Here is a 20878-nt window from a genome sequence, read left to right on the forward strand (position 1 = left end):
ACGTCGGCTGTCGGTCATTGATTGGTCAAACCGATTTGGTCATGCCACTTTGCCACAGTGACTGATATTGGTCTTACCGGTGTATTCCCGAATATCGTTTGTGGGGTTGGACCTCGGTAGCCAACCTCCGCAAGCGATTGATTGCGATAACATTTGGTCTGTCCAATTTGGGAGCAAACATTCAATGGCCAACAACCGCGCAGGGGATTCGCGCCGGCAATATCAGCTGGTGGCTGACCGCGTTCGTGCGCTCATCGACGATGAGCGGATCGCTGTGGGCTCACGGCTGCCGGCTGAGCGGGAACTGGCGCTGAAGCTCGGTGTTTCGCGTCCGTCCCTGCGGGAGGCTCTGATCGCGCTGGAAATCGATGGCCGCGTGGAAATTCGCGGCGGGTCCGGCGTCTATGTCTGTGCCGCCCCGATCGGAAGCGACCCCGCCACGTCGTCGCTCGGTGAAAGCCCGGCGGAGCTGATGCAGGCGCGTGTCGTGCTCGAAAGTTCAATCATCACGTTGGCTGCTGCGCGAGTGAACAAGGCGGCGCTGCAGCGGGTTGGCGATGCCTTGGAGGCGATGCGCGAAGACCACGCCAACGGCCGCAAACCGGTGGAGTCGGACCGGCGCTTTCATCTGAGCATTGCGGAGATGGCGGGCAACTCCGTCCTGGTCGGCATCGTCGGCACGCTTTTCGACGGACGGCACAGCCCCATCGCAACGCGCATGAGCGGGCAGGTCGAGTCGACACAGACCTGGCAGGCCGCCATGGCCGAACACGAGGCGATCTACCGGGCGCTGGAGGCCCGCAATCCGCAGGCCGCTTCCGCTGCGATGTGCAGCCACCTGCTGGCATCGCATGGACGCTGGGTGGGTGAACCAGCCGCCGCTGCGGTCAAGGGCTGATCGCCGACAGCCGCCGCGCTGCGGCGAGTTGATTCACATGACGGCGCCGAGCTGCCACGGCACGAACTCGTTGTCGCCCAGGTCATGCGTTTCGCTCAGCGTCGACCGGCCCGACGCCGTCTCCAGCATCAGCTGAAATAGCGCCGCACCGGCCTCGGCAACGCTCTGCGTGCCATCGACGATGCCGCCCGCGTTGAAGTCCATGTCCATGCGCATGCGTTCGAACAGCGGCGTGTTCGTCGCCAGCTTCAGCGAGGGCGTGGGCTTGCAGCCGTAGGTGGAGCCGCGGCCGGTCGTGAAGCAGATGAGCGTGGCGCCGCCGGCGACCTGGCCGGTCGCAGACACGGGGTCGTAGCCCGGCGTGTCCATGAACACGAGGCCGTGGGCGCGCACCGGCTGCGCATAGTCGAGCACGTCCTTCAGCGGGCTGCTGCCGCCCTTGGCAACGGCGCCGAGCGACTTCTCGAGGATGGTCGTGATACCGCCGGCCTTGTTGCCGGGCGAGGGGTTGTTGTCCAGCTCGGCGCCGTTGCGGCTGGCATAGCCTTCCCACCACTGCAGCCGGGCCAGCAGGTGCTCGGCCACCTCGGGCCGCGCGGCGCGTGCGGTGAGCAGATGCTCGGCGCCATAGATCTCCGGGGTTTCCGACAGGATGGCCGTGCCGCCGTGGCGCACGAGCAGGTCGACCGCCGCCCCCAGCGCCGGGTTGGCGCTGATGCCGGAGTACCCGTCCGAGCCGCCGCATTGCAGGCCAACCACGAGGTGCGACGCCGGCACGAGGCTGCGCCGGGCCAGCGCGGCCTCGGCGGCGAGCTCTCTCACGACAGCCTGGCCGCTCGCGATGGCCTCGCGCGTGCCGCCCTCCTGCTGGATGGTCAGGCTGCGCACGCGGGCGGCGGCCGGCATGCCGTCGAGCAGGGCACCTACCTGGTTGACCTCGCAGCCCAGGCCCACGACGAGGACTGCGGCGAAGTTCGGATGGCTGGCATAGCCGCGCAGCGTGCGTCTGAGCAGCGCCAGGCCTTCGCCGTCGCTCATGCCGCAGCCGCTGCCGTGCGTGATGGCAACGACGCCGTCAATGCCGGGCAGCGCCGCAGGGCCTTCGAAGGCGCGGGCGATGCCCTTGCAAACGCTGGCCGAGCAGTTCACCGTCGACACGACACCGATGTAGTTGCGCGTGCCGACGCGGCCATCGGCGCGCACATAGCCTTCGAAGCGGGCCGGTTCGCCGGGCGCGAGCTGCACCGCCGATGGACCGCCCGTCGATTGGGGCGGCAGGGCATGGTCCATCTCGAGGTTGTGCCCATGGACGTGCTCGCCGGCCGCGATGGCGGTGCTGGCCACGCCGATGGGCTGGCCGTACTTCAGCACCACCTCTCCGCGCGCAATCGCTCGCAGCGCGACCTTGTGACCCGCAGCCACGGGGGTGCTGACGTGCAGCGAGCTGCCGTCCGGCTGAGGAACCACGGTGTCGCGGGCCAGCGCCAGGCGGGCTACCGCCACGTTGTCATTGGCGTGCAGCCGGATCAATGCCTGAGGCGCCGGGCTTTCAGTCGACATGGAAAACGCACTCCATTGAAGCCCAATGCTCGCCGGGGGCGCGGCTGTCCAGAGGGCGTTGGCAGGGGCCGCAGAAGCTCCACCAGTGGCGGGTCTCGGCGTCGGCGGCGATGGCCGCCATGTCGGCGTCGTAGTCGCTGCCGTGGTACTCCCAGCAGCCGAACAGCAGGTTCTCCGGCTCGCGCAGGAAGATGCTGTAGTTGCGGATGTTGGACAGCGCCAGGCGAGCCAGCACCGCCGGCCAGACGGCGGCGTGCAGGCGCTTGTATTCGGCGATGTGGTCCGGCTCGATGCCGATGACCATGCCCATGCGTTGCATTGCTTGCTCCTTGTTCACGGGTTGGCGAGCGCGGCGCGCAGGCGTGGTTGCGGCAGAGCGGGCAGACGCGCCAGCGCGAGGTCGACCACCGGCTGCAGGCGGCGCGCTTTCTTGAGCGCGTGGTTCTGGGCAATGTCGGCCAGGCGGTGGGCGAGGAAGGGGTTGAGCAGCCGGGGGCGCAGGCTGACCAGGTAGTCATGCGCCTCATCGCCCTGGCCGAGGGCGTCGAACACCGGCAGCACCTCCTGCTGCCAGGCCTGCTCGAGCGGCTCTCTGAGGACCGGCTCCTGCATGGCTTGCAGCACGGTCATGTCGCTGGCGTGCCGGCCCGACAGCCACTGCTCGGCCAGCAGCGTGTGCCCGAGGTTGAGCAGGAAGAGCTTCAGCCGCTCGTAGCCGGCGAGGTCATTGGTGACGACGATGTCGGCATGGCGGCAAGGCAGCTGCAGACGGGTCTGCGCCTCGATGGCCCACAGCGCGTAGGGCTCGGCCACGGCACCGACCGGGTCGAGGGCTTCGGACACGATGCGGTCCACCAGCGAATTGGCCCAGACCGGCTGTGTCAGCAGCCAGTCGACGAAGGCCGGCGCGCATTGCCACTCGCGGGCGAGGGCCACGACGAGGTCGCGCAGCGTGTCGCCGTTGCGGGAGACCAGCTCACAGGGCAGCAGCGTCAACTCGGCGAGCGGTTGCGCGCGCCAGCGGTCGTGCAGCAGCACGAGCAGTTTGGCGGGAAAGGACGCGGGCGCTGGCGCTTCCTCGGCCAGCAGCGCGGCGCTGTCGTGCGGCGCCAGCGCCCAGCCGCTGTCCCCGGTGTTGGAGACGATCACCTGCACCGGCCCGCGCACGCGCGCCCGCACGGCGGCCCAGTCGTCTGCGGCCTGGAAGGCCTCACGCACTGACCTGCAGGTCTTGCGCACATCAACGGGCTGCTCGGCCAACAGCCCACGCACGACGACATCGAAGCCTTCGGCGCGAGCCAGGGCCTGCGTGCGGATCGTGCTGGCCGGGCTGTGGGTGCTCTGCACCACCGTGATGCCGCCGAGGGCTTCGCCGCGCTCGGCAGCTTCCGAGACGAAGAGATCGACATGGGCCTGCAGGAAGCGGCTGGTGCCGAATTGGAGGATGGGATGGCCCGAGTTCATCGCCGAGGTCAGCACTCGACGATGGCCTTGATGACGCCCTCGGCCGGGTCCAGCAGCCGCGCAAAGGATGTCGGCACTTCGGCGAGCGTGAGCCGGTGCGTGGCCAGCGCGGCGTCGGGCACCTGGCCCTGGCGGATCGCCCGCATGACGGTCTCGAAGTCTTCCGTCGTCGCGTTGCGGCTGCTTAGCAACGTGGCCTCGCGCTTGTGGAACTCCGGGTCGGAGAAGCGGATGTCGCCCTGCACGATGGACACCAGCACGTAGCGGCCGCCGTGGGCGATGAAGCGAAAGCCGCGTTCCATCGCGCCGGGGTTGCCGGTGGCATCGAACACGGCGTCGTAGAACTCGCCATCGGTAAGCGCCGACAGCTGCGCCTCGTCGCCCTCGCCGAGCGGCACGGCCGCGGCCACGCCGACATGCTTCAGCGCGAAATCGAGCCGGTCCTGGCGGCCATCGAGGGCCGTGACAACCGCACCGCGCAGCTTGGCAAAGATCATGGCGCCAATGCCGATCGGGCCGGCACCCACCACGAGCACGCGCTGGCCGGCAGCGACGTCGCCGCGGCGCACCGCATGCGCGCCGATGGCGAGGAATTCCAGCATGGCGGCCTGGTCCAGCGTGATGTCAACGGCCTTGCCGACGAAGCGCTGCGGCACGCTGACGTACTCGGCAAAGGCGCCGTCGCGGTGCACGCCGAGCACCTGGATGCGCACACAGCAGTTGGTCTTGCCCTGGCGGCAGGCGATGCAGTGGCCGCAGGACAGATAGGGCATGACGTAGACCGGGTCGCCGGCGGACAGGCCGCTCTCGGCCTCGGCTTCTTCGACGACGCCCGACAGCTCATGCCCCATGACGCGCGGGTAGTTCAGATAGGGCTGGTGGCCGGTGAAGATGTGCAGGTCGGTACCGCACACGCCGACGCGCTTGACGCGCAGCAACACTTCGCCGGGGCCGCGCTCCGGGCGCGGCCGTTCGTGGGCGACGAGGATGCCGGGGGATTCGCAGGAAACGGTCAGCATGGGGCTAGTCAGTCAAAGCAAGGCGGTAGATGCGAGCGGCATTGCCCCCGAACAGCGCACGTAGGTCGTCAGGCTGGGGAATGGGTTGAAACTGGTGGGCCAGTTGGTGGGCGAGCTGCCACCAGTCGGCGTAGTCAGCGGCCAGGCGCAGCACGGGCCAGTCGCTGCCCCACAGCAGGCGGCGCGGGCCGAACAGCGCCCAGAGCGCCTGTGTGTAGGGGTGCAACGCTGCTGCGTCGCGCCGCTCGCCGGCTTCGGTCAGCAGGCCCGAGAGCTTGCAGTGGACCTGGGGCAGGGCGGCCAGCGCGGCCATGTGGCCTTGCCAGGGCTGTGTCTCGCCACGGGCGATGAGAGGCTTGGCAGCATGGTCGATGACGATGGGCAAGGCCGGGTGGCGTGTGGCAAAGCGGGCCAGGGCGGGCAGATGGCGAGGCAGCACCAGCGCGTCGAACACCAGGCCATGGCGCTGCATGGCCTCGGCGGCCGGGATGCAGGCCGGGTCGTCTATCCAGTCGTCGTCCGGCAGATCCTGGAGCATGGGGCGCAGGCCCTTGAGCAGCGGGTGGCGGGCCAGGGCGTCGATCTGCCCGGCGGCGTCTGCGGCCTTGAAGTCGACCCAGCCGACCACACCGCGCACCCACGGCGTGCGCTCGGCCAGCGCCAGCATCCAGTGGGTGTCGGCGGCGGTTGGCAACGACTGCACAAGGACGGTGGCGTCGATGCCGGCGGCCTGCAGGTCGGGCGCGAGGTCATCGGGCCCGAAGTCGCGGTGGATGGCCTGCAGCGACGCAGGGGGCCACTGGCCTTCTCGGTCAGCCAGGCGCCAGAAGTGCTGGTGCGCGTCGATCTTCATCAGTCCTCCTGGTCGTCCGGTAAGGGCGCGTCACTGGCGATCAGGCCGCGGCCGCGCAGGCGGTGCCAGAACTCGCGTGGAATCGGGCAGTCGAGCCAGGCCGTGTTGGCCGCGACCTGCGCGGGCGAGCGCATGCCTGCGAGCACGCTGGTGACGGCCGGATGCGCGAGCGGAAACTGCAGCGCTGCCGCCTGTAGCGGCACGCCGAACTCGGCGCAGGTGGCGTCCAGCGCGTTGGCCCGGCGCATCACGTTCGGTGGCACATTGCCGTAGTCGTACTTGGCCTGGCCGGCCAGCAGCCCCGAGTTGAACGGGCCACCGATGACGACGCTCACGCCAGTCGCCGCGCAATGGTTCAGGAAGGCCAGGGCGCCCTGCTCCAGCAAGGTGTAGCGGCCGGCCAGCAGCACGCAGTCCAGCGGCGCGGCGGCGACAGCGTCCTCAGCCACTTCCCATTCATTCACGCCCAGGCCGACGGCCCTCACGACGCCCTGGCTGCGCAGTTCCTCCAGCGCGCGAAAGCCGCCGCCCGCAGTCAGTGCCTGCCAGTGCTCGGCATGCCGGTCGCCGTGTGTCAGGCGCCCGATGTCGTGAACCAGCAGCATGTCGATACGCGCCAGCCCCAGGCGCTGCAGGCTGTCTTCAAAAGAGCGCAGCACGCCGCCGTAGCTGTAGTCGTACACGGGCCGGTAGGGCAGGGGGTCGGCCCAGCCGTCGCTGCCGGGCTTCACCGCCGGGTCGGCGTGCATGAGCCGCCCCACCTTGGTGGACAGCACGAAGCTGTCCCGTGGCCTGCCCGACAGGAACTGGCCGAGGCGGCGTTCGCTGCGCGTGTAGCCGTAGAAGGGCGCGGTGTCGAAATAGCGGATGCCGGCGCGCCAAGCGGCCTGCAAGGTGGCGGTCGCCGCGTCGTCGGCAACAGCCTCGTACAGGCCGGCCAGGGCAGAGGCGCCCAGGCCCAGCGTGGTCAGCTGCGGCCCGGCACCGGTGAGAGGGCGACTTGGCAGGACTGGCATTCGCTGAAGGGAGGTTGCGGGCAGGCTCACGTCAGTACAGGACTGCCTTGGCCTCGGGCGACTGCAGGTTGGCCTTGTTGACCCAGACGACGCCGGTGTCGCGGAACTTGGCCACGGGCTTCTTCTGCAGCACGTCCACCACGGTCTTGACGCCCAGCTGCCCCATCTGGAACGAGCTCTGCACGGCGATGCCGGTGAGCGTGCCGTCCTGGACGAACTTCTGCAGGTCCTGGTTGCCGTCGAAGCCGATGGCGACCACCTGGCCCGCACGGCCGCTTTGCACGAGTGCGCGACCCATGCCGACGGCGGTGGGCTCGTTGGCGCCAAAGATGGCCTTCAGGTCGCGATGGGCGGCCAGCACGTCAGTGGTCTGGTTCATCGCCGTGGCCATCTGCGACTGCGAATAGAACGGCCCGACGATCTCGAGCTTGGAGTTGGCCTTCAGGTAGCTCGTGAAGGCGCCGACGCGGCCGACCTCGGAGCCCGCCCCGGCCACGAAGGACATGACGGCGACCTTGCCGGTGGTGCCGATCCTGTCGATCAACTGCTTCGCGCAGAGTTCGCCGGCCGCTCGGTTGTCCGTCGTCAGGAAGGACTGGTAATAAGCCTTGCCGGCCTCGGACACGTGAGAGTCGATCAGCACGACAGGGATGCGCGCCTGCCAGGCCTTCTTAATCGCCGGCACGAGGGCGTCGGGGTCCGACGGCGCCAGCACGATGCCGGCGACCCGGCGGTTGATGGCGTTCTCCACGAGGTTGACCTGGTCGGCGATGGCTGATTCGCTCGCGGGGCCGGAGAAGGTCAGCGTGTGGCTGGTGGCGTCCTTGATGGCGGCCTCGGCGCCCTTGTTGACGTTCTGCCAGTAGGTCGAGTTGGTGGTCTTGACGATGACGGCGATCTCGCCGGCCTGCGCGGCGACGCCGACCAATGCGAGGCAGGCGCTCAGGAGCGCGCGGATCAAAGAATTGGGCATGGGATGTCTCTTGATGGGTGAGGCCGGTCTTCAGCGCCGGTTGCGGAGTTGGTCGATCCAGACGGTGACGAGGATGACCAGGCCGATGATGATTTGCTGCGTGAAGGACGAGACGCCGTTCATGTTCAGCCCGTTGCGCAGGATGCCGATGACGAAGGCGCCGATCAGCGTGCCGGAGATGGTCCCCACGCCACCCAGCAGCGACGTGCCGCCGATGACGGCCGCGGCGATGGCGTCGAGCTCGTACATGACGCCCTCGTTTGGCTGGGCGGTCACCAGGCGCGACATCAGCACGCAGCCGCACAGGCCCGCCAGCGCGCCGGAGGCGACGTAGGCAAACATCGTGACGCCTGCAACGTTGACGCCCGACAGCCGCGCCGCCTCGCCGTTGGAGCCCACCGCGTGCAGATGCCGGCCGAGCGTCGTGCGCCGCAGCAGGATGCCCGCGGCGATGGCCAGCACGATCATCAGCAGCACCGGATATGGGATGCCGGGAAAGACGACGTCGGGGAATCCCTGTTCGTCGAGCTTCTCGATGCGCCAGAGCGCGCCGTTGCCCAGAGCGCCGAAGGCCTCGCCCAGGCCCGAGATGGCGCGTGCGTCGGTGAGCTGCAGCGCGACGCCGCGCGCCACCAGCATCATGCCCAGCGTGGCGATGAAGGGCGGCAGCCGCAGCCTGGTGACGCACAGGCCGTTGATGGCACCGCACAGTGCGCCGACGACGATGCCGATGACCATGGCCGGCGCGACCGGCATGCCGCTCTTGACCAGCATGCCCGCCACCACGCCCGACAGGGCCAGCACCGAGCCCACCGACAGGTCGATGCCGCCGGTCAGGATGACCAAGGTGGCGCCGATGCCCAGGTAGACGATGGTCGTCACCTGCAGTGACACCGTCATCGCATTGCCGACCGAGAAGAAAGCGTCACTCGTCAACGAGAACACGAGCATCAGGATGAGCAGGCCCGCCAGCGCAGCGAATTTCTGGATCAGGTCTTTCTGGCGGTCGTTCATGTCGTGGGTTCAAGCAGGGCTGCGCTGCGCTTGGACGGTTCGGAAGAGCCGACCGAGGCATGGTGAATGACGTCGTGCTGGCTGCAGTGGCGGGTCTCCAGCATGCGGGCGAGCTGGCCCTGGCGGAACACGGCGACGCGGTCGCTCATGCCCAGGACTTCGGGCAGCTCGGAGCTGATCAGCACGACGCCGACGCCCTGGGCCGCAAGGCGGTCCATCAGTGCATAGATGGCGTACTTGGCGCCCACGTCGATGCCGCGCGTCGGTTCGTCGAACAGGATGACGCGGGCCTGGCGGAACAGCCATTTGGCGATGACCACCTTCTGCTGGTTGCCGCCGGACAGCAGCCGGGCGATCTGGTCGGGCGAGGGCGTGCGGATGCCCAACTCGGCGATGAAGCGTTCCGCAGTGCTGCGTTCACCGGCCGCGTCGATGAAGCCCAGGGCGCTGGCCAGCGCGCCGAGGTTGGCCAGAGTGATGTTGTGGGCCACGCTCATCTTCACCGCCAGCCCATGGGCCTTGCGGTCTTCCGAAACATAGGCAATGCCGGCGGCGATGGCGTCGCGCGGTGAGCGGATGCTCAGCCGCTCGCCGGCCAGTTCGATCTCGCCACCGTCGACCGCATCGGCGCCGAACAGCGCGCGTGCGACCTCGGTGCGGCCGGCGCCCACCAGGCCGGCGAAGCCCAGAATCTCGCCACGCCGCAGTTCGAAGTCCAGCGGCCCGAAGACGCCTTCGCGCCGCAGGCCGCGCACGCGCAGCAGCACCTCAGAGGAAGGCTGCCGCGTCGCCGGCGGGAACTGCTGGTTCAACTCGCGGCCCACCATCAGGCTGACGATCTCGTCGATGGAGGTTTCGGCCCACAGGCGAGTCGTGATGTAGTGGCCGTCGCGCAGCACGGTGACGCGGTCGACGATGGCATCCAACTCGTCGAGCCGGTGCGAGATGTAGACGATGCCCACGCCTTCGCGCTTGAGGTCCTTCACCACGTTGAGCAGCCGCGTGGCGTCGGCCTCGCCGAGCGAGGAGGTGGGCTCGTCCATGATGAGCAGGCGCGCCTGCATCGACAGGGCCTTGGCGATCTCGACCATCTGCTGCTGGGCGATCGACAAGCTCGAAACCTCGGCGTCCGGGTCGATGGCCACCCCCAGGCGCTGCAGGCAGGCACGAGCGGCTTCGCGCTGCCTGGCCTGATCGACGAACCAGCCGCGCCGCGGCTCGCGGCCGAGCCAGATGTTCTCGGCCACCGTCAGATGCGGCACCAGGTTGAGCTCCTGGTGAATCATGACGATGCCAAGAGCCTGAGCCTGTTGCAGGCCCTGGATGCGCACCGGCTCGCCATCGATGCGGATTTCACCTTCGTCGGGTGTGTAGACGCCGCTGAGAATCTTCATCAGCGTGGATTTCCCGGCACCGTTCTCGCCACAGATCGCATGGACCTCGCCGCGCCGCACGTCCAGCGCAACGCCCGCCAGCGCGGTGACGTTGTCAAAGCGCTTGCAGACACCCTGCATGCTCAACAAGGTGGGTCGGGGGACCGAGGTGGCGGACATCTGGTCTGAGGTTTGAAAAGCAAAGGTCGCGGTCATGCCACTTTGCCACAATCGCTCATTGGTCAGACCGGTGCTTACCCGGGGCGGCCGTTAGCCTGGCTCACGTCCGCCTCTTGTGGTCATTGGTCTTACCGAAATTGCGTTTCAGGCCGAGTTGATCGCGCTCAGCGGTATCGCTTCAGCAGCGCTTCCAGCGAGCCATCCGCCACCATCCGCTCGATCGCCTTGTTCAGCGGCTGCAACAGTTCCCGCTTGCCAGGTGTCAGCGCGCATCCAAGTTGGTAGCGTTCGACTTCAAGGATCTCGCGCAGCCCGGCGTCGGGGTTGGCCTTGAGGTAGTAGGCCAGCGCAGCGCGGTCGGTGACCGCATAGCGCACGCGGCCGTAGGTGAGCCGGCGCAGATTGGTCTCGGCATCGGGAACGTCTGCCCGCCGCACCTGCTGCCTGAAAGCCGACTCGAGGGCGGGATAGTGATAGCCCAGCACCGTGCCCAGCGGCTCGTCGGCCAGTGCCTGAAGCTGAGCCACTTCAGGGGTATTCGAAGCCCCCGCGATGACGCCCGTGCCTGACAGGAAAAGGCGGGTCCAGAGCATCGTGCCCTCCAGCCATTCGGGCTTGACGTAGCAGAGCAGGTCGGCCGCTCCCGACGCCACGGCCGGGCCGGCTCGCTTGCTGGGCAGCGCCACGAACACGGGCCTCAGGCCCAGGCGCTGAGCCAGCAGCTCACCGAGTTCCTTGAGCACGCCGTCAACGGGCTTGTCCTTCGCCATCCTCAGCATGGGCATGGATTGGCTGGTCGGTGCCACGATCAGCAGCGGCTGCGGCTCGGCGGCACCTGCGCCTTGCTGGCCGGCGAGCAAGGCCAGCGCCAGCAGCCACCGGTGCCAATGCCAGTTCGGCGGTTTGATGGTGAAAGCGGCTTGCTGCTTCATGCCATCACCGGACTGGCTGTTTGTCAGCCGCCCTTGCGGCGGTTGTAGACGTCGAAGACCACGGCGGCCAGCAGCACCACGCCCTTGATGACCTGCTGCCATTCGATGCCCACGCCGAGGATGGACATGCCGTTGTTCATCACGCCCATGATGAAGGCGCCAATCACCGCACCGATCACCTTGCCGACACCGCCCGACGCCGAGGCGCCGCCGATGAAGCAGGCGGCAATGACGTCCAGCTCGAAGCCCAGGCCGGCCTTGGGCGTGGCGGTGTTCAGGCGGGCTGCGAAGACCAGGCCGGCGAGTGCCGCCATGACGCCCATGTTGGCGAAGCACAGCAGCGTCAGCTTCTCCGTCGGCACACCGGACAGCCGCGCGGCGCGTTCGTTGCCGCCCAGCGCGTAGACACGCCGGCCGAGCGTCGTGCGCTGGGTCAGGAAGACATAGGCGCCGATCAGCAGGCCCATCAGCAGCAGCACATTGGGCAGGCCCTTGTAGGAGGCCAGCAGCCACACCAGCGCGGCCAGGGCGCCCGACTGGGCCAGCAGCCGCAGGCCGAAGAGCGCCGCCGGCTCGACCGTCAGGCCCAGCGCCGCAGAACGGCCGCGCGCGGCCAGCTCTCGCCAGCCCAGCCAGGCCACCAGACCGAAGCCGATGACGAGCGAGCTGAGGTGGCGTTCCTCGCCTGCCGGCCAGTCGGGCAGGAAGCCGCTGCTGAGAAGCTGAAAGGTGTCCGGGAAGGGCCCGACAGACTGGCCGCCGAGCAGTGCCAGCGCAAGGCCCTTGAACACCAGCATGCCGGCCAGCGTGACGATGAACGACGGGATCTTGAGGTAGGCGACGAACCAGCCCTGCAGGCCGCCGATGAGGGCGCCGGCGACCAGGCAGACGGCGACGGAGGGCAACACCGGCCAGCCCATCTCCACCATCAGGATGGCCGCCAGCGCGCCGATGAAGCCGCAGATGGAACCCACCGACAGGTCGATATGGCCCGCGACGATGACCAGCAGCATGCCCAGCGCCATGACGACGATGTAGCTGTTCTGCAGGAACAGGTTGGTCAGGTTCAGCGGCTGCAGCAGCGTGCCGTCGGTGAGCACCTGGAAGAACCCCATGATGCAGACCAGCGACAGCAGCATGCCGTAGTCGCGCAGATGTGATGCCAGGAAATTGCGCAGGGAAGAGGAGGGCATGGCGATGGGGTTCAGTGGGTGCCCAGCAGGGCGTGCATGACGGTTTCCTGGGTGGCGCCGGCGGCCGGCATCTCAGCCACAAGGGCGCCCTCGTTCATCAGGTAGAGGCGGTCGCACAGGCCCAGCAACTCGGGCAGCTCGGAGGAAATCATCAGGATGGCGCGGCCCTGGGCAGCCAGGCTGGCGATCAGGCTGTAGATCTCGAACTTGGCGCCGACATCGATGCCGCGGGTCGGCTCGTCCAGGATCAGCAGCTGCGGGTCGGTGAACAGCCACTTGGCCAGCACGACCTTCTGCTGGTTGCCGCCCGACAGGTCGCCAACGGGCTGCTGGACGCCGGCGCAGCGGGTCGCGAGACGTTGCCGGAAATCATTCGCCACGGCGTCCTCCTGCGCTTCGTCGATGACGCCGAAGCGCGAGACGCCCTCGAGCCGGCACAGGCTGGTGTTGCGGGCGATGCTCTCCTGCAGCACCAGCCCCAGGGACTTGCGGTCCTCGGTGACATAGGCCAGGCCGGCCTTGATGGCCCGGCGGACGGTGGAGACATCGACCTGCTGACCGCCCATCCAGGCGGAGCCGCGGATGCGCCGCCCCCAGGAGCGACCGAACACGCTCATTGCCAGCTCGGTCCGCCCGGCGCCCATCAGGCCGGCGATGCCGACGATCTCGCCACGACGCACGTTCAGGTTGATGCCCTTGATGGCCTCGCGGCCGACGTGAAGCGGATGCTCGACCCACCAGTCGCGCAACTCGAACAGCACGTCACCGGGATGGGGCTGCCGCCTGGGATAGCGGTCCTCCATGTCCCGCCCGACCATGGCGCGGACGATGGCGGCCTCGGCCGGCGGTGCCTCCCGGCAGTCCATGGTGGCGGTGGTCGAGCCATCGCGCAGCACCGTGACGGCGTCGGCCACTTCGGCAATCTCGTTGAGCTTGTGCGAGATCAGCACGCAACTCACCCCGCTGCCACGCAGCCGCTTCAGCAGCTCGAGCAGGGCGGCGCTGTCGTCCTCGTTGAGGCTGGCCGTGGGCTCGTCGAGGATCAGCAGCTTCACGTCCTTGGCGAGCGCCTTGGCGATCTCCACGAGCTGCTGCTTGCCGACGCCGATGTCCTTCACCAGCGTGTTCGGCGACTCCTGAAGCCCCACCTGGCGCAGCAGCTCGACGGCCTGCTCGTGCGTGCGCGCCCAGTCGATCACGCCTCGCCGGGCTCGCTCGTGCCCGAGGAAGAGGTTCTCGGCGATGGACAGCTGCGGAATCAGCGCCAGCTCCTGGTGAATGATGACGATGCCGAGCGCCTCGCTCTGCCGTATGCCCGAGAAGCGCTGAGGCTCGCCGGCGAACCGGATCTCGCCTTCGTACTCGGGGTGCGGATAGACCCCCGAGAGGATCTTCATCAACGTGGACTTGCCGGCGCCGTTCTCGCCCACGACCGCGTGGATCTCCCCAGGCTGGACGACGAGGTCGACGTGGCGCAGGGCCACCACGCCATGGAACTTCTTGCCGATGCCGCGCATCTCCAGCAGCGGGGCAGGGCCGGGGGCTTGCATCTCGCTCATCACGTCTCAGCGGAGCTGCCCTTCCTTGTAGTAGCCGCTGTCGACGAGCACCGGCTTCCAGTTCGTCGCGTCGACCGCCACGGGCTTGAGCAGATAGGACGGCACCACCTTGACGCCGTTGTTGTAGGTCTTGGTGTCGTTCACCTGCGGCGTGCGGCCGCTGAGCACGGCGTCGACGAGGTCGGCCGTGACCTTGGCCAACTGGCGGGTGTCCTTGAAGACGGTGGAGGCCTGGTCGCCGCGCAGGATGGCCTTGACCGACGGCAGGTCGGCGTCCTGACCCGTGATGACGGGCATCGGCTGGCTGGCGCTGCCGTAGCCCACGCCCTTCAGCGACGAGATGATGCCGATGGAGAGCATGTCCGCCGGCGACAGCACGGCATGCAGCTTCTCCTTGCCGTAGTAGGCCGACATCAGGTTGTCCATGCGCGACTGCGCGGTGGCGCTGTCCCAGCGCAGGATGCCTACCTTCATGGCGCCCAGCTGCTTGCTGCGCACGACGAGCTTGCCGCTGTCCAGATAGGGCTTGAGCACGCTCATCGCGCCGTCGTAGAAGAAGGCCGCGTTGTTGTCGTCGGGCGAGCCGGCGAACACTTCCAGGTTGAAGGGCCCCTTGCCTTGCTTCAGGCCGAGCCGGTTGACGATGGACTCGGCCTGCAGCACGCCGACCTGGAAGTTGTCGAAGGTGGCGTAGTAGTCGACGTTCTTCGAGCCGCGGATGAGCCGGTCGTAGGCGACGACCTTGATGCCCTTCTCGGCGGCCTTTCGCAACACGCCGGACAGCGTGGTGCCGTCGATGGACGCGATCACCAGCGCCTTGGCGCCCTTGGTGACCATGTTCTCAAGCTGGGCGAGCTGGTTGGGGATCTCGTCATCGGCGTACTGCAGGTCGACCTGGTAGCCCAGCGCCTTGAAGCTCTTGACCATGTTGTCGCCGTCGGCGATCCAGCGCTGGGAACTCTTGGTCGGCATTGCAATGCCGATGGTGCCCTTGCCCTGAGCCAGCGACGGCGCGCAGGGTGCGAGCGTCAGCAGGACGCCCAGTGCGAGAAAGGTGATGCGGCGCATGATGTCTCCGTGTTGTGTTGGGGGGCGCGGACCGCTCAGCGAAAGGGGCGCCGGGCGACGTGATGGAAGGGGATCGCGTGTGCCATCGTCATACCGTCCCCCGCGTCGATTCAAGCTGCCCACGGATCGCCAGCATCCGTGCCTCGGTCAGCGGGAAGCGCAGGATGGCGATCAGCGCCAGCACCAGGCCGATGACCGGGATGCCCGACAGCAGGATGCGGATCCAGAAGATGGCCTCCGGCGTCTGGATGGCCTGCTTGGCGTCGAAGCCGGTGAATTGCAGGATCCACCCCGACGCGCCCACTCCGAGGGCTATGCCGACCTTGGTGATCCACGACTGGCACGCCGAGAACGAACCCTCGCGGCGCTGGCCGGTCTGGGACTCGTCGTAGTCCACCACGTCGCCGATGGTGGCGCCGTACAGCGTCCAGAAGCCCGCGCCGGTGAAGGCCACGAAGCCGCAGGCGAACAGTTGCAGATACGGCCGCGCCGGGTCGTACAGCCACCAGTCGCCGATGAAGGCGCAGATCGCCAGCACCAGCACGGCGGCCAGGCCCGCCCGCTTGCCCCAGCTGCGCGCAATCCACGTGAAGAACGGAATGCCCGCAAAGCCGAAGGCCATGCCGGCCAGACCCATGGCGGTGTTCCACTTCGCCCCCTGCACGACATCGCCCTGGCAGACGTAGTAGATCGTCGCGTAATAGCCCAGCGCGCCCACCATCGCCGTGCCGATGCCGTAGGCCAGCGCCATCAACAGCACATGGCGGAAAGGCTTGCAGCGCAGCGTGCGCCACAGCGTGTCGGCAAACGGAATGTGCGTCTGCGTACGCGACACCAGCTTCTCGTAATAGCGCTCGCGCACCAGCAGGAAGATGGCAATCGACACCGCCACCATGATGGCGCCCAGGATGGCGCAATAGGTCTGCGCGCCGCGCAGGATGTCCGGCTTGCCGCTCGCATCGTTGAAGATCGCCAGCGTCGTGAACTGCGCGGCGAAGAACATCGCCAGCTCCGGCAGCTTCTGGATCGCGTTGCGGATGGCCATCACGGTGGTGCGCTCGTGATAGTCCGGCGTCATCTCCGAGCCCAGGCTGACCCAGGGCATGTTGAAGCAGCTCATGATCGGCACGTAAATCACCATGCTCACCAGCATGAAGATGAAGTACTGCGTCTGCGTCCAGTCACGACCTACGGCAAACATCAGCGGCAGGCCGATGCCGGCCAGCACGCCGCCCACCAGGATGAACGGCCGGCGCCGCCCGAAGCGGGTGCGCGTGTTGTCCGAGATCCAGCCGAACACCGCATCCGAGCCGGCGTCGATGAAGATCTTCACCATCTGCACCGTGGAGATCAGGCCGGGTGCGACGCCCAGGAAGATGTTGAAGACCTGGAAGGCCAGCGACGGGTAGAGCCAGTGGCCCCACATGTCGAGAAAGGCGCCCAGGCCGAAGCCGACCTTCTGGCGCATCGGCAGGCGGTCGGCCGCGGGCGGCACGACGCGGTCGAGGTGAAGAGTGCTTGCGTTCACAGGATCCTGCGTGTCTTGATGACGTCTGAGTAATAGCGGGCCGACAACTTGGGCGTGCGCACCTGCGTCTTGAAGTCGCAATGCACGATGCCGAAGCGGCGCTGGTAGCCGTCTTCCCATTCGTAGTTGTCGATGAAGCTCCACAGGAAGTAGCCCTTGAGCGGCACGCCGTCGCCGATGGCGCGGTGGGCTTCGCGCAGATGGTTGCGCAGGAAGTCGCGGCGGTGCAGGTCCAGCACCTCGCCGTTCACCACCGGCTCATCGTTGTAGCCACAGCCGTTCTCGGTGATGTAGAGCGCTTCGTGGCCGTAGCACTCGGCGGCAAGGCGCGTGGCCCAGTAGATGGATTGCGGCACCAGGCGCAGCCAGGGGCTGTCGGCGCGCGGGTAGTTCACGGGGTGGGCCAGGGCCTCGAACGCAGCACCGTTCCGGCCGGCGCGCACATACGTGCCGGTGTAGATGTTCAGGCCGAGGTGGTCGGTTGGCAGGCTGATGAGGTCGAAGTCACCGGCCCGCACATCGGGCGCATCCGGGCCGACGCGTTCGAGGTAATCGGCGGGATAGCGGCCGGCATGCATGGCACCCAGCACATGGGCGTTCTTCTCCAGGAACCAGGCCTTGGCGGCGGCGATGTCGGCCGGGGTCTCGGTGACGGGGATGCAGACATCGAGGTTGTCGGTCAGGCCCACGACGGCGCCCGCGCCGCCGAACTCGCGCACCGCGCGAACGCCATGGCCGTGGCAGAGCAGCGCATGGTGAAATGTCTGGTTGACGACCGCAGCACTCTCCTTGCGGCCCGGCGCCTTGGTGCCCCAGCCGTAGGCCAGCTCCGTGAAGCAGCGGATCTCGTTCATCGTGATCCAGTGCTTCACCTCGCCGCCGAAGGCCTTGACGATGGTGTCGGCGTAGGTCGCGAAGGCATCGACGGTCACGCGCGAGGTCCAGCCACCGCGGTCCTCCAGCGCCTGCGGCAGATCCCAATGGAACATCGTCACCCAGGGCTCGATGCCGTGCTTCTTCATGCTGGCAAACAGGCGGTGATAGAAGTCCAGCCCGGCCTGGTTGGGTTCGCCGTCGCCGTTGGGGTAGATGCGCGGCCAGGCGAGCGACAGGCGGTAGTACTTCAGGCCGAGCGAGGCCATCAGCGCGAAGTCGTCGTCGAAGCGGTTGTAGTGGTCGCAGGCGACGTCGAGGGTGTCGTCGTCATGCACCTTGCCCGGCGTGCGGCAGAAGCGGTCCCAGATGGATTCGCCCTTGCCGTCGGTGAAGGCGGCGCCCTCGATCTGCGGCGCGGCGGCGGCAACGCCGAAGATGAAGTCGGCGGGGAAGGGGCTGGAGTAGGTCAAGGTGTCGGTTTCGCTGAAGCGATCGCCACTGTCGTGTTCGCTGGTGGCGGCGATGCCTCTGATGAAGTCGGCCAGGCCAGTGCTTGAGTCAGTCATGGCAGTCCTGTGTTCGGTGGCCGGCGCCGTCAGTGCGCCGGCCAGGGGAGGTGGGATCAAGCGCAGAAGCGGTTGACGAGGTTCTCCAGGACTTCCTGTCGGCCAGAGACAGGAGCGACGTCGGTGTTTGTGGCCAGCACCTCGTCGGCCAGCTGGTCGAGGGTGCGGCGACCGTTGAGGATGGCCTGGCCGGCGGGCGCGTCCCAGCCCGCATAGCGGCTGTCGACGGCGCTTTTGAGTCGGCCGTCGACGATCATCTTTTCTGCGATCAGCAGGGCCTGCGCGCAGACGTCCATGCCGCCGATGTGGCCGTGGAAGAGGTCTTCGGCGTCGATGGACTGGCGGCGGACTTTTGAATCGAAGTTCAGGCCGCCCGAACCCAGGCCGCCGGCCTGCAGCACGTGGTACAGCGCCAGCGCCGTCTCGGGCACGTTGTTGGGGAACTGGTCGGTGTCCCAGCCCAGCTGCGGGTCGCCGCGGTTCATGTCCAGGCTGCCCAGGATGCCGAGTGCACCGGCCGTGGCGATCTCATGCTCGAAGCTGTGGCCCGACAGCGTGGCGTGGTTGGCCTCGATGTTGACCTTCACTTCCTTCTCCAGGCCGTAGCGCACGAGGAAGCCGTAGACGGTGGCGGTGTCGAAGTCGTACTGGTGCTTGGACGGCTCGCGCGGCTTGGGCTCGATGAGGATGGCGCCCTTGAAGCCGATCTTGTGCTTGTGCTCGACGACCATGTTCAGGAAGCGGCCGAGTTGATCCAGCTCCTGGCCCAGGCGCGTGTTCAGCAGCGTCTCGTAGCCTTCGCGGCCGCCCCACAGCACGTAGTTTTCGCCACCGAGTTCCAGCGTGGCATCCAGTGCATCGCGCACCTGCAACGCCGCCATGGCGAACAAGGCGGGGTCCGGGTTGCTGGCCGCGCCCGACATGAAGCGGCGGTGGCTGAACAGGTTGGCCGTGCCCCACAGCAGCTTCAGCCCGGTGGCCTGCTGCTTTTCGCCGAGCACCTCGACCATGCGCTTGAAGTTCTCCTGGCTCTCACGCGGCGTGGCGCCTTCGGGGGCGACGTCGCGGTCATGGAAGCAGTAGTAGGGCGCGCCCAGCTTGGCAAAGAACTCGAAGGCGGCATCGGCCTTCAGTTTCGCCAGTTCCATCGGTGAGCCGCCCTGGAACCAGGGGCGCTCGAAGGTGGCGCCGCCGAACGGGTCCATGCCGGTCCAGACGAAGTTGTGCCAGTAGCAGACGGCGAAGCGCAGGTGGTCTTCCATGCGCTTGCCCAGGACGACGCGGTCCCTGTCGTAGTGCTTGAAGGCCAGGTCGTTGGGGCTGTCGGCACCCTCGAAGCGGATCGGGGCGATGTCGTTGAAATAGCGGGTCATGTGCGAGGTCTGTAAAAGAGTTGGATGCCACGCAGGCGGCGATAGAGATTCAAATCGCCCGGACGTTCGCGGCGGCCCTGCCGCCAGTGGTCGATGGCAGGGCGGGGCGTGTCAGGCGGTAGCGAACCATTGCAGCCGCGCCAATGGCGACCGCATTCGCGCCGAATCGGGAGGTCCGGATCGACGGTCTGGATGAGACGCCCGTGGCGATGTGCGCCTCCAGTGCCGCCATGGCTGGCTGAAGAAACGGATCGCCCAGTTCAACGACCGCGCCGCCAAGAACGATGCAGCCCGGGTCATAGGCCGTCGACAGGTTCAGGAGCAGCATCCCCAGATGGTGTCCGGCGGAGGTCACCGCTCTCAGCGTCTGGGCGTCCTTGACGGCCAGGTGCTCGCGCACTACAGGAATCGTCCGTGGAACGGCCGTATTGGCGATGCCGCGTTGGATGGCCCGCGTTGCAATCAGCGCCTCAGCACAGCCGCGCCGGCCGCAGGAACAGCGCGGCCCGTCGAGCTGCAGGACCATGTGACCCACTTCGCCTGCGTAGCCCCGGCTTCCGGTGAGCAGCCGCTCGCCGACGATGACGCCAGCACCCAGCCCGTGGTTGATGGAGACGTAGATCAGCGGATCTGAGCCGGGTGTGGCGTTGAACTCCAGTTCGCCCAGTGCGGCGGTATCGGCCTCGTTCTGCACGAACAGGGGGACGTCGGCAAGCCATGTGGATTGCAGTGCGTCGCTCAAGAGCTTGGCGAAGGACACGTCGCGCCAGCCCAGGTTGGGCGCGAAAAGGACGACCCCGCGCGATTCGTTGACGCCACCGGGCAGGCCGACGCCGACGCCGAGCACGGTCTGATTGATGCCGAACCGCGCCTGCAGATCTCCCAAGGCCTTGGCCAGGCTGGCGACGCATGCGTTGACCGAGCGGTCTCCCTCATGGGCGGCGATGACGCAGCCCTGCACCTCTCCCGTCAGCGATGTCACGACGACTCGCAGCGAATCGATGCCGACCTCGGCGCCAACCAGGAGCAGGCGTGTGTCATCGACAAACAAGGGCGTTGGGCGGCGGCCCATGTCACCCGTCGCGACGACGTCCCGCTCCACCAGCCAACCTTCGGCAATCAGTTCGCGAACCAGCAAGCTGACCGTGGATCGTGTGACGCCGACGGCGTCGGCCAGGTCCGCTCGCGATATTCCCGGGGTGGCACAGATCTGTCGCACCAACGCCATGCGGTTGACGGTCTTCATCAACTGCTGGCTGCCAATCGGCTCGGTTCGCGAGGACTTGTTCTGTGTTGTCATCCGGTCGGACCAGCCGTTGTTGTGATTAAATCTGGTCTTACCAATGTTAATTTGATCGACGGTCGAAGTAAAGAAAAACATCGGTCACGTGCGATGGGCTCCCGGCAGGCATGGCTGTTCCTGCCGCTGAGTT

18 protein-coding genes are annotated in these 20878 nt (G+C 67.4%); 1 reads left to right on the top strand and 17 read right to left on the bottom strand.

Annotated features, from left to right (window positions below; translation table 11 throughout):
- Positions 1 to 184 precede the first annotated feature (184 nt).
- Positions 185 to 898 (top strand): FadR/GntR family transcriptional regulator, encoded by a 714-nt coding sequence (locus tag AC0IZJ_RS00065; RefSeq protein ID WP_471845383.1) that lies wholly within the window; start codon positions 185 to 187, stop codon positions 896 to 898.
- Positions 899 to 931: 33 nt separating this feature from the next.
- Here the strand turns inward: AC0IZJ_RS00065 and AC0IZJ_RS00070 are convergent, their stop codons facing one another.
- The 17 genes from AC0IZJ_RS00070 to AC0IZJ_RS00150 form a co-directional block, all read right to left on the bottom strand.
- Entirely contained in the window at positions 932 to 2458 is a 1527-nt protein-coding gene (locus tag AC0IZJ_RS00070) for a UxaA family hydrolase (RefSeq protein WP_471845385.1), read from the bottom strand.
- The gene (locus tag AC0IZJ_RS00075; protein ID WP_471845387.1) at positions 2448 to 2777 is read right to left on the bottom strand and encodes an L-rhamnose mutarotase; all 330 of its coding nucleotides are present in this window, start codon (positions 2775 to 2777) and stop codon (positions 2448 to 2450) included. The genes AC0IZJ_RS00070 and AC0IZJ_RS00075 overlap by 11 nt, the downstream gene beginning before the upstream one ends.
- Positions 2778 to 2791: 14 nt before the next feature.
- Positions 2792 to 3922, bottom strand: a complete 1131-nt coding sequence (locus AC0IZJ_RS00080; protein WP_471847111.1) for a mannitol dehydrogenase family protein — start codon at positions 3920 to 3922, stop codon at positions 2792 to 2794.
- Positions 3923 to 3930: 8 nt separating this feature from the next.
- Entirely contained in the window at positions 3931 to 4941 is a 1011-nt protein-coding gene (locus AC0IZJ_RS00085) for a zinc-binding alcohol dehydrogenase family protein (RefSeq protein WP_471845389.1), read from the bottom strand.
- Positions 4942 to 4945: 4 nt separating this feature from the next.
- Positions 4946 to 5794 (bottom strand): amidohydrolase family protein, encoded by an 849-nt coding sequence (locus AC0IZJ_RS00090; protein ID WP_471845391.1) that lies wholly within the window; start codon positions 5792 to 5794, stop codon positions 4946 to 4948.
- On the bottom strand, positions 5794 to 6810 hold the full coding sequence (locus AC0IZJ_RS00095; protein ID WP_471845393.1) for an aldo/keto reductase: 1017 nt from the start codon (positions 6808 to 6810) through the stop codon (positions 5794 to 5796). Before AC0IZJ_RS00095 ends, AC0IZJ_RS00090 begins: the two co-directional genes overlap by 1 nt.
- A gap of 31 nt (positions 6811 to 6841) precedes the next feature.
- Complete coding sequence (locus AC0IZJ_RS00100; RefSeq protein WP_471845395.1) at positions 6842 to 7783, bottom strand: substrate-binding domain-containing protein; 942 nt, start codon at positions 7781 to 7783, stop codon at positions 6842 to 6844.
- Between the two features lie 30 nt (positions 7784 to 7813).
- On the bottom strand, positions 7814 to 8797 hold the full coding sequence (locus tag AC0IZJ_RS00105) for an ABC transporter permease (RefSeq protein ID WP_471845397.1): 984 nt from the start codon (positions 8795 to 8797) through the stop codon (positions 7814 to 7816).
- The gene (locus tag AC0IZJ_RS00110; RefSeq protein ID WP_471845399.1) at positions 8794 to 10350 is read right to left on the bottom strand and encodes a sugar ABC transporter ATP-binding protein; all 1557 of its coding nucleotides are present in this window, start codon (positions 10348 to 10350) and stop codon (positions 8794 to 8796) included. Before AC0IZJ_RS00110 ends, AC0IZJ_RS00105 begins: the two co-directional genes overlap by 4 nt.
- A 164-nt stretch (positions 10351 to 10514) precedes the next feature.
- A complete protein-coding gene (locus AC0IZJ_RS00115; RefSeq protein ID WP_471845401.1) occupies positions 10515 to 11282 on the bottom strand; it encodes a substrate-binding periplasmic protein in 768 nt (255 codons plus the stop codon).
- A gap of 23 nt (positions 11283 to 11305) precedes the next feature.
- A complete protein-coding gene (mmsB, locus tag AC0IZJ_RS00120) occupies positions 11306 to 12475 on the bottom strand; it encodes a multiple monosaccharide ABC transporter permease (protein WP_471845403.1) in 1170 nt (389 codons plus the stop codon).
- A gap of 11 nt (positions 12476 to 12486) precedes the next feature.
- On the bottom strand, positions 12487 to 14034 hold the full coding sequence (gene mmsA, locus AC0IZJ_RS00125) for a multiple monosaccharide ABC transporter ATP-binding protein (protein WP_471845405.1): 1548 nt from the start codon (positions 14032 to 14034) through the stop codon (positions 12487 to 12489).
- 6 nt (positions 14035 to 14040) lie between these two features.
- Entirely contained in the window at positions 14041 to 15102 is a 1062-nt protein-coding gene (chvE, locus tag AC0IZJ_RS00130) for a multiple monosaccharide ABC transporter substrate-binding protein (RefSeq protein ID WP_471845407.1), read from the bottom strand.
- 88 nt (positions 15103 to 15190) lie between these two features.
- The gene (locus AC0IZJ_RS00135) at positions 15191 to 16630 is read right to left on the bottom strand and encodes an MFS transporter (RefSeq protein ID WP_471845409.1); all 1440 of its coding nucleotides are present in this window, start codon (positions 16628 to 16630) and stop codon (positions 15191 to 15193) included.
- A complete protein-coding gene (locus tag AC0IZJ_RS00140; protein WP_471845411.1) occupies positions 16627 to 18072 on the bottom strand; it encodes a GH1 family beta-glucosidase in 1446 nt (481 codons plus the stop codon). The genes AC0IZJ_RS00135 and AC0IZJ_RS00140 overlap by 4 nt, the downstream gene beginning before the upstream one ends.
- A 56-nt stretch (positions 18073 to 18128) precedes the next feature.
- The gene (gene xylA, locus AC0IZJ_RS00145) at positions 18129 to 19445 is read right to left on the bottom strand and encodes a xylose isomerase (protein WP_471845413.1); all 1317 of its coding nucleotides are present in this window, start codon (positions 19443 to 19445) and stop codon (positions 18129 to 18131) included.
- A gap of 49 nt (positions 19446 to 19494) precedes the next feature.
- A complete protein-coding gene (locus tag AC0IZJ_RS00150) occupies positions 19495 to 20826 on the bottom strand; it encodes an ROK family protein (RefSeq protein WP_471845415.1) in 1332 nt (443 codons plus the stop codon).
- Between the last annotated feature and the right edge of the window lie 52 nt (positions 20827 to 20878).

It is taken from the genome of Roseateles sp. AC306 (genome assembly GCF_979253795.1).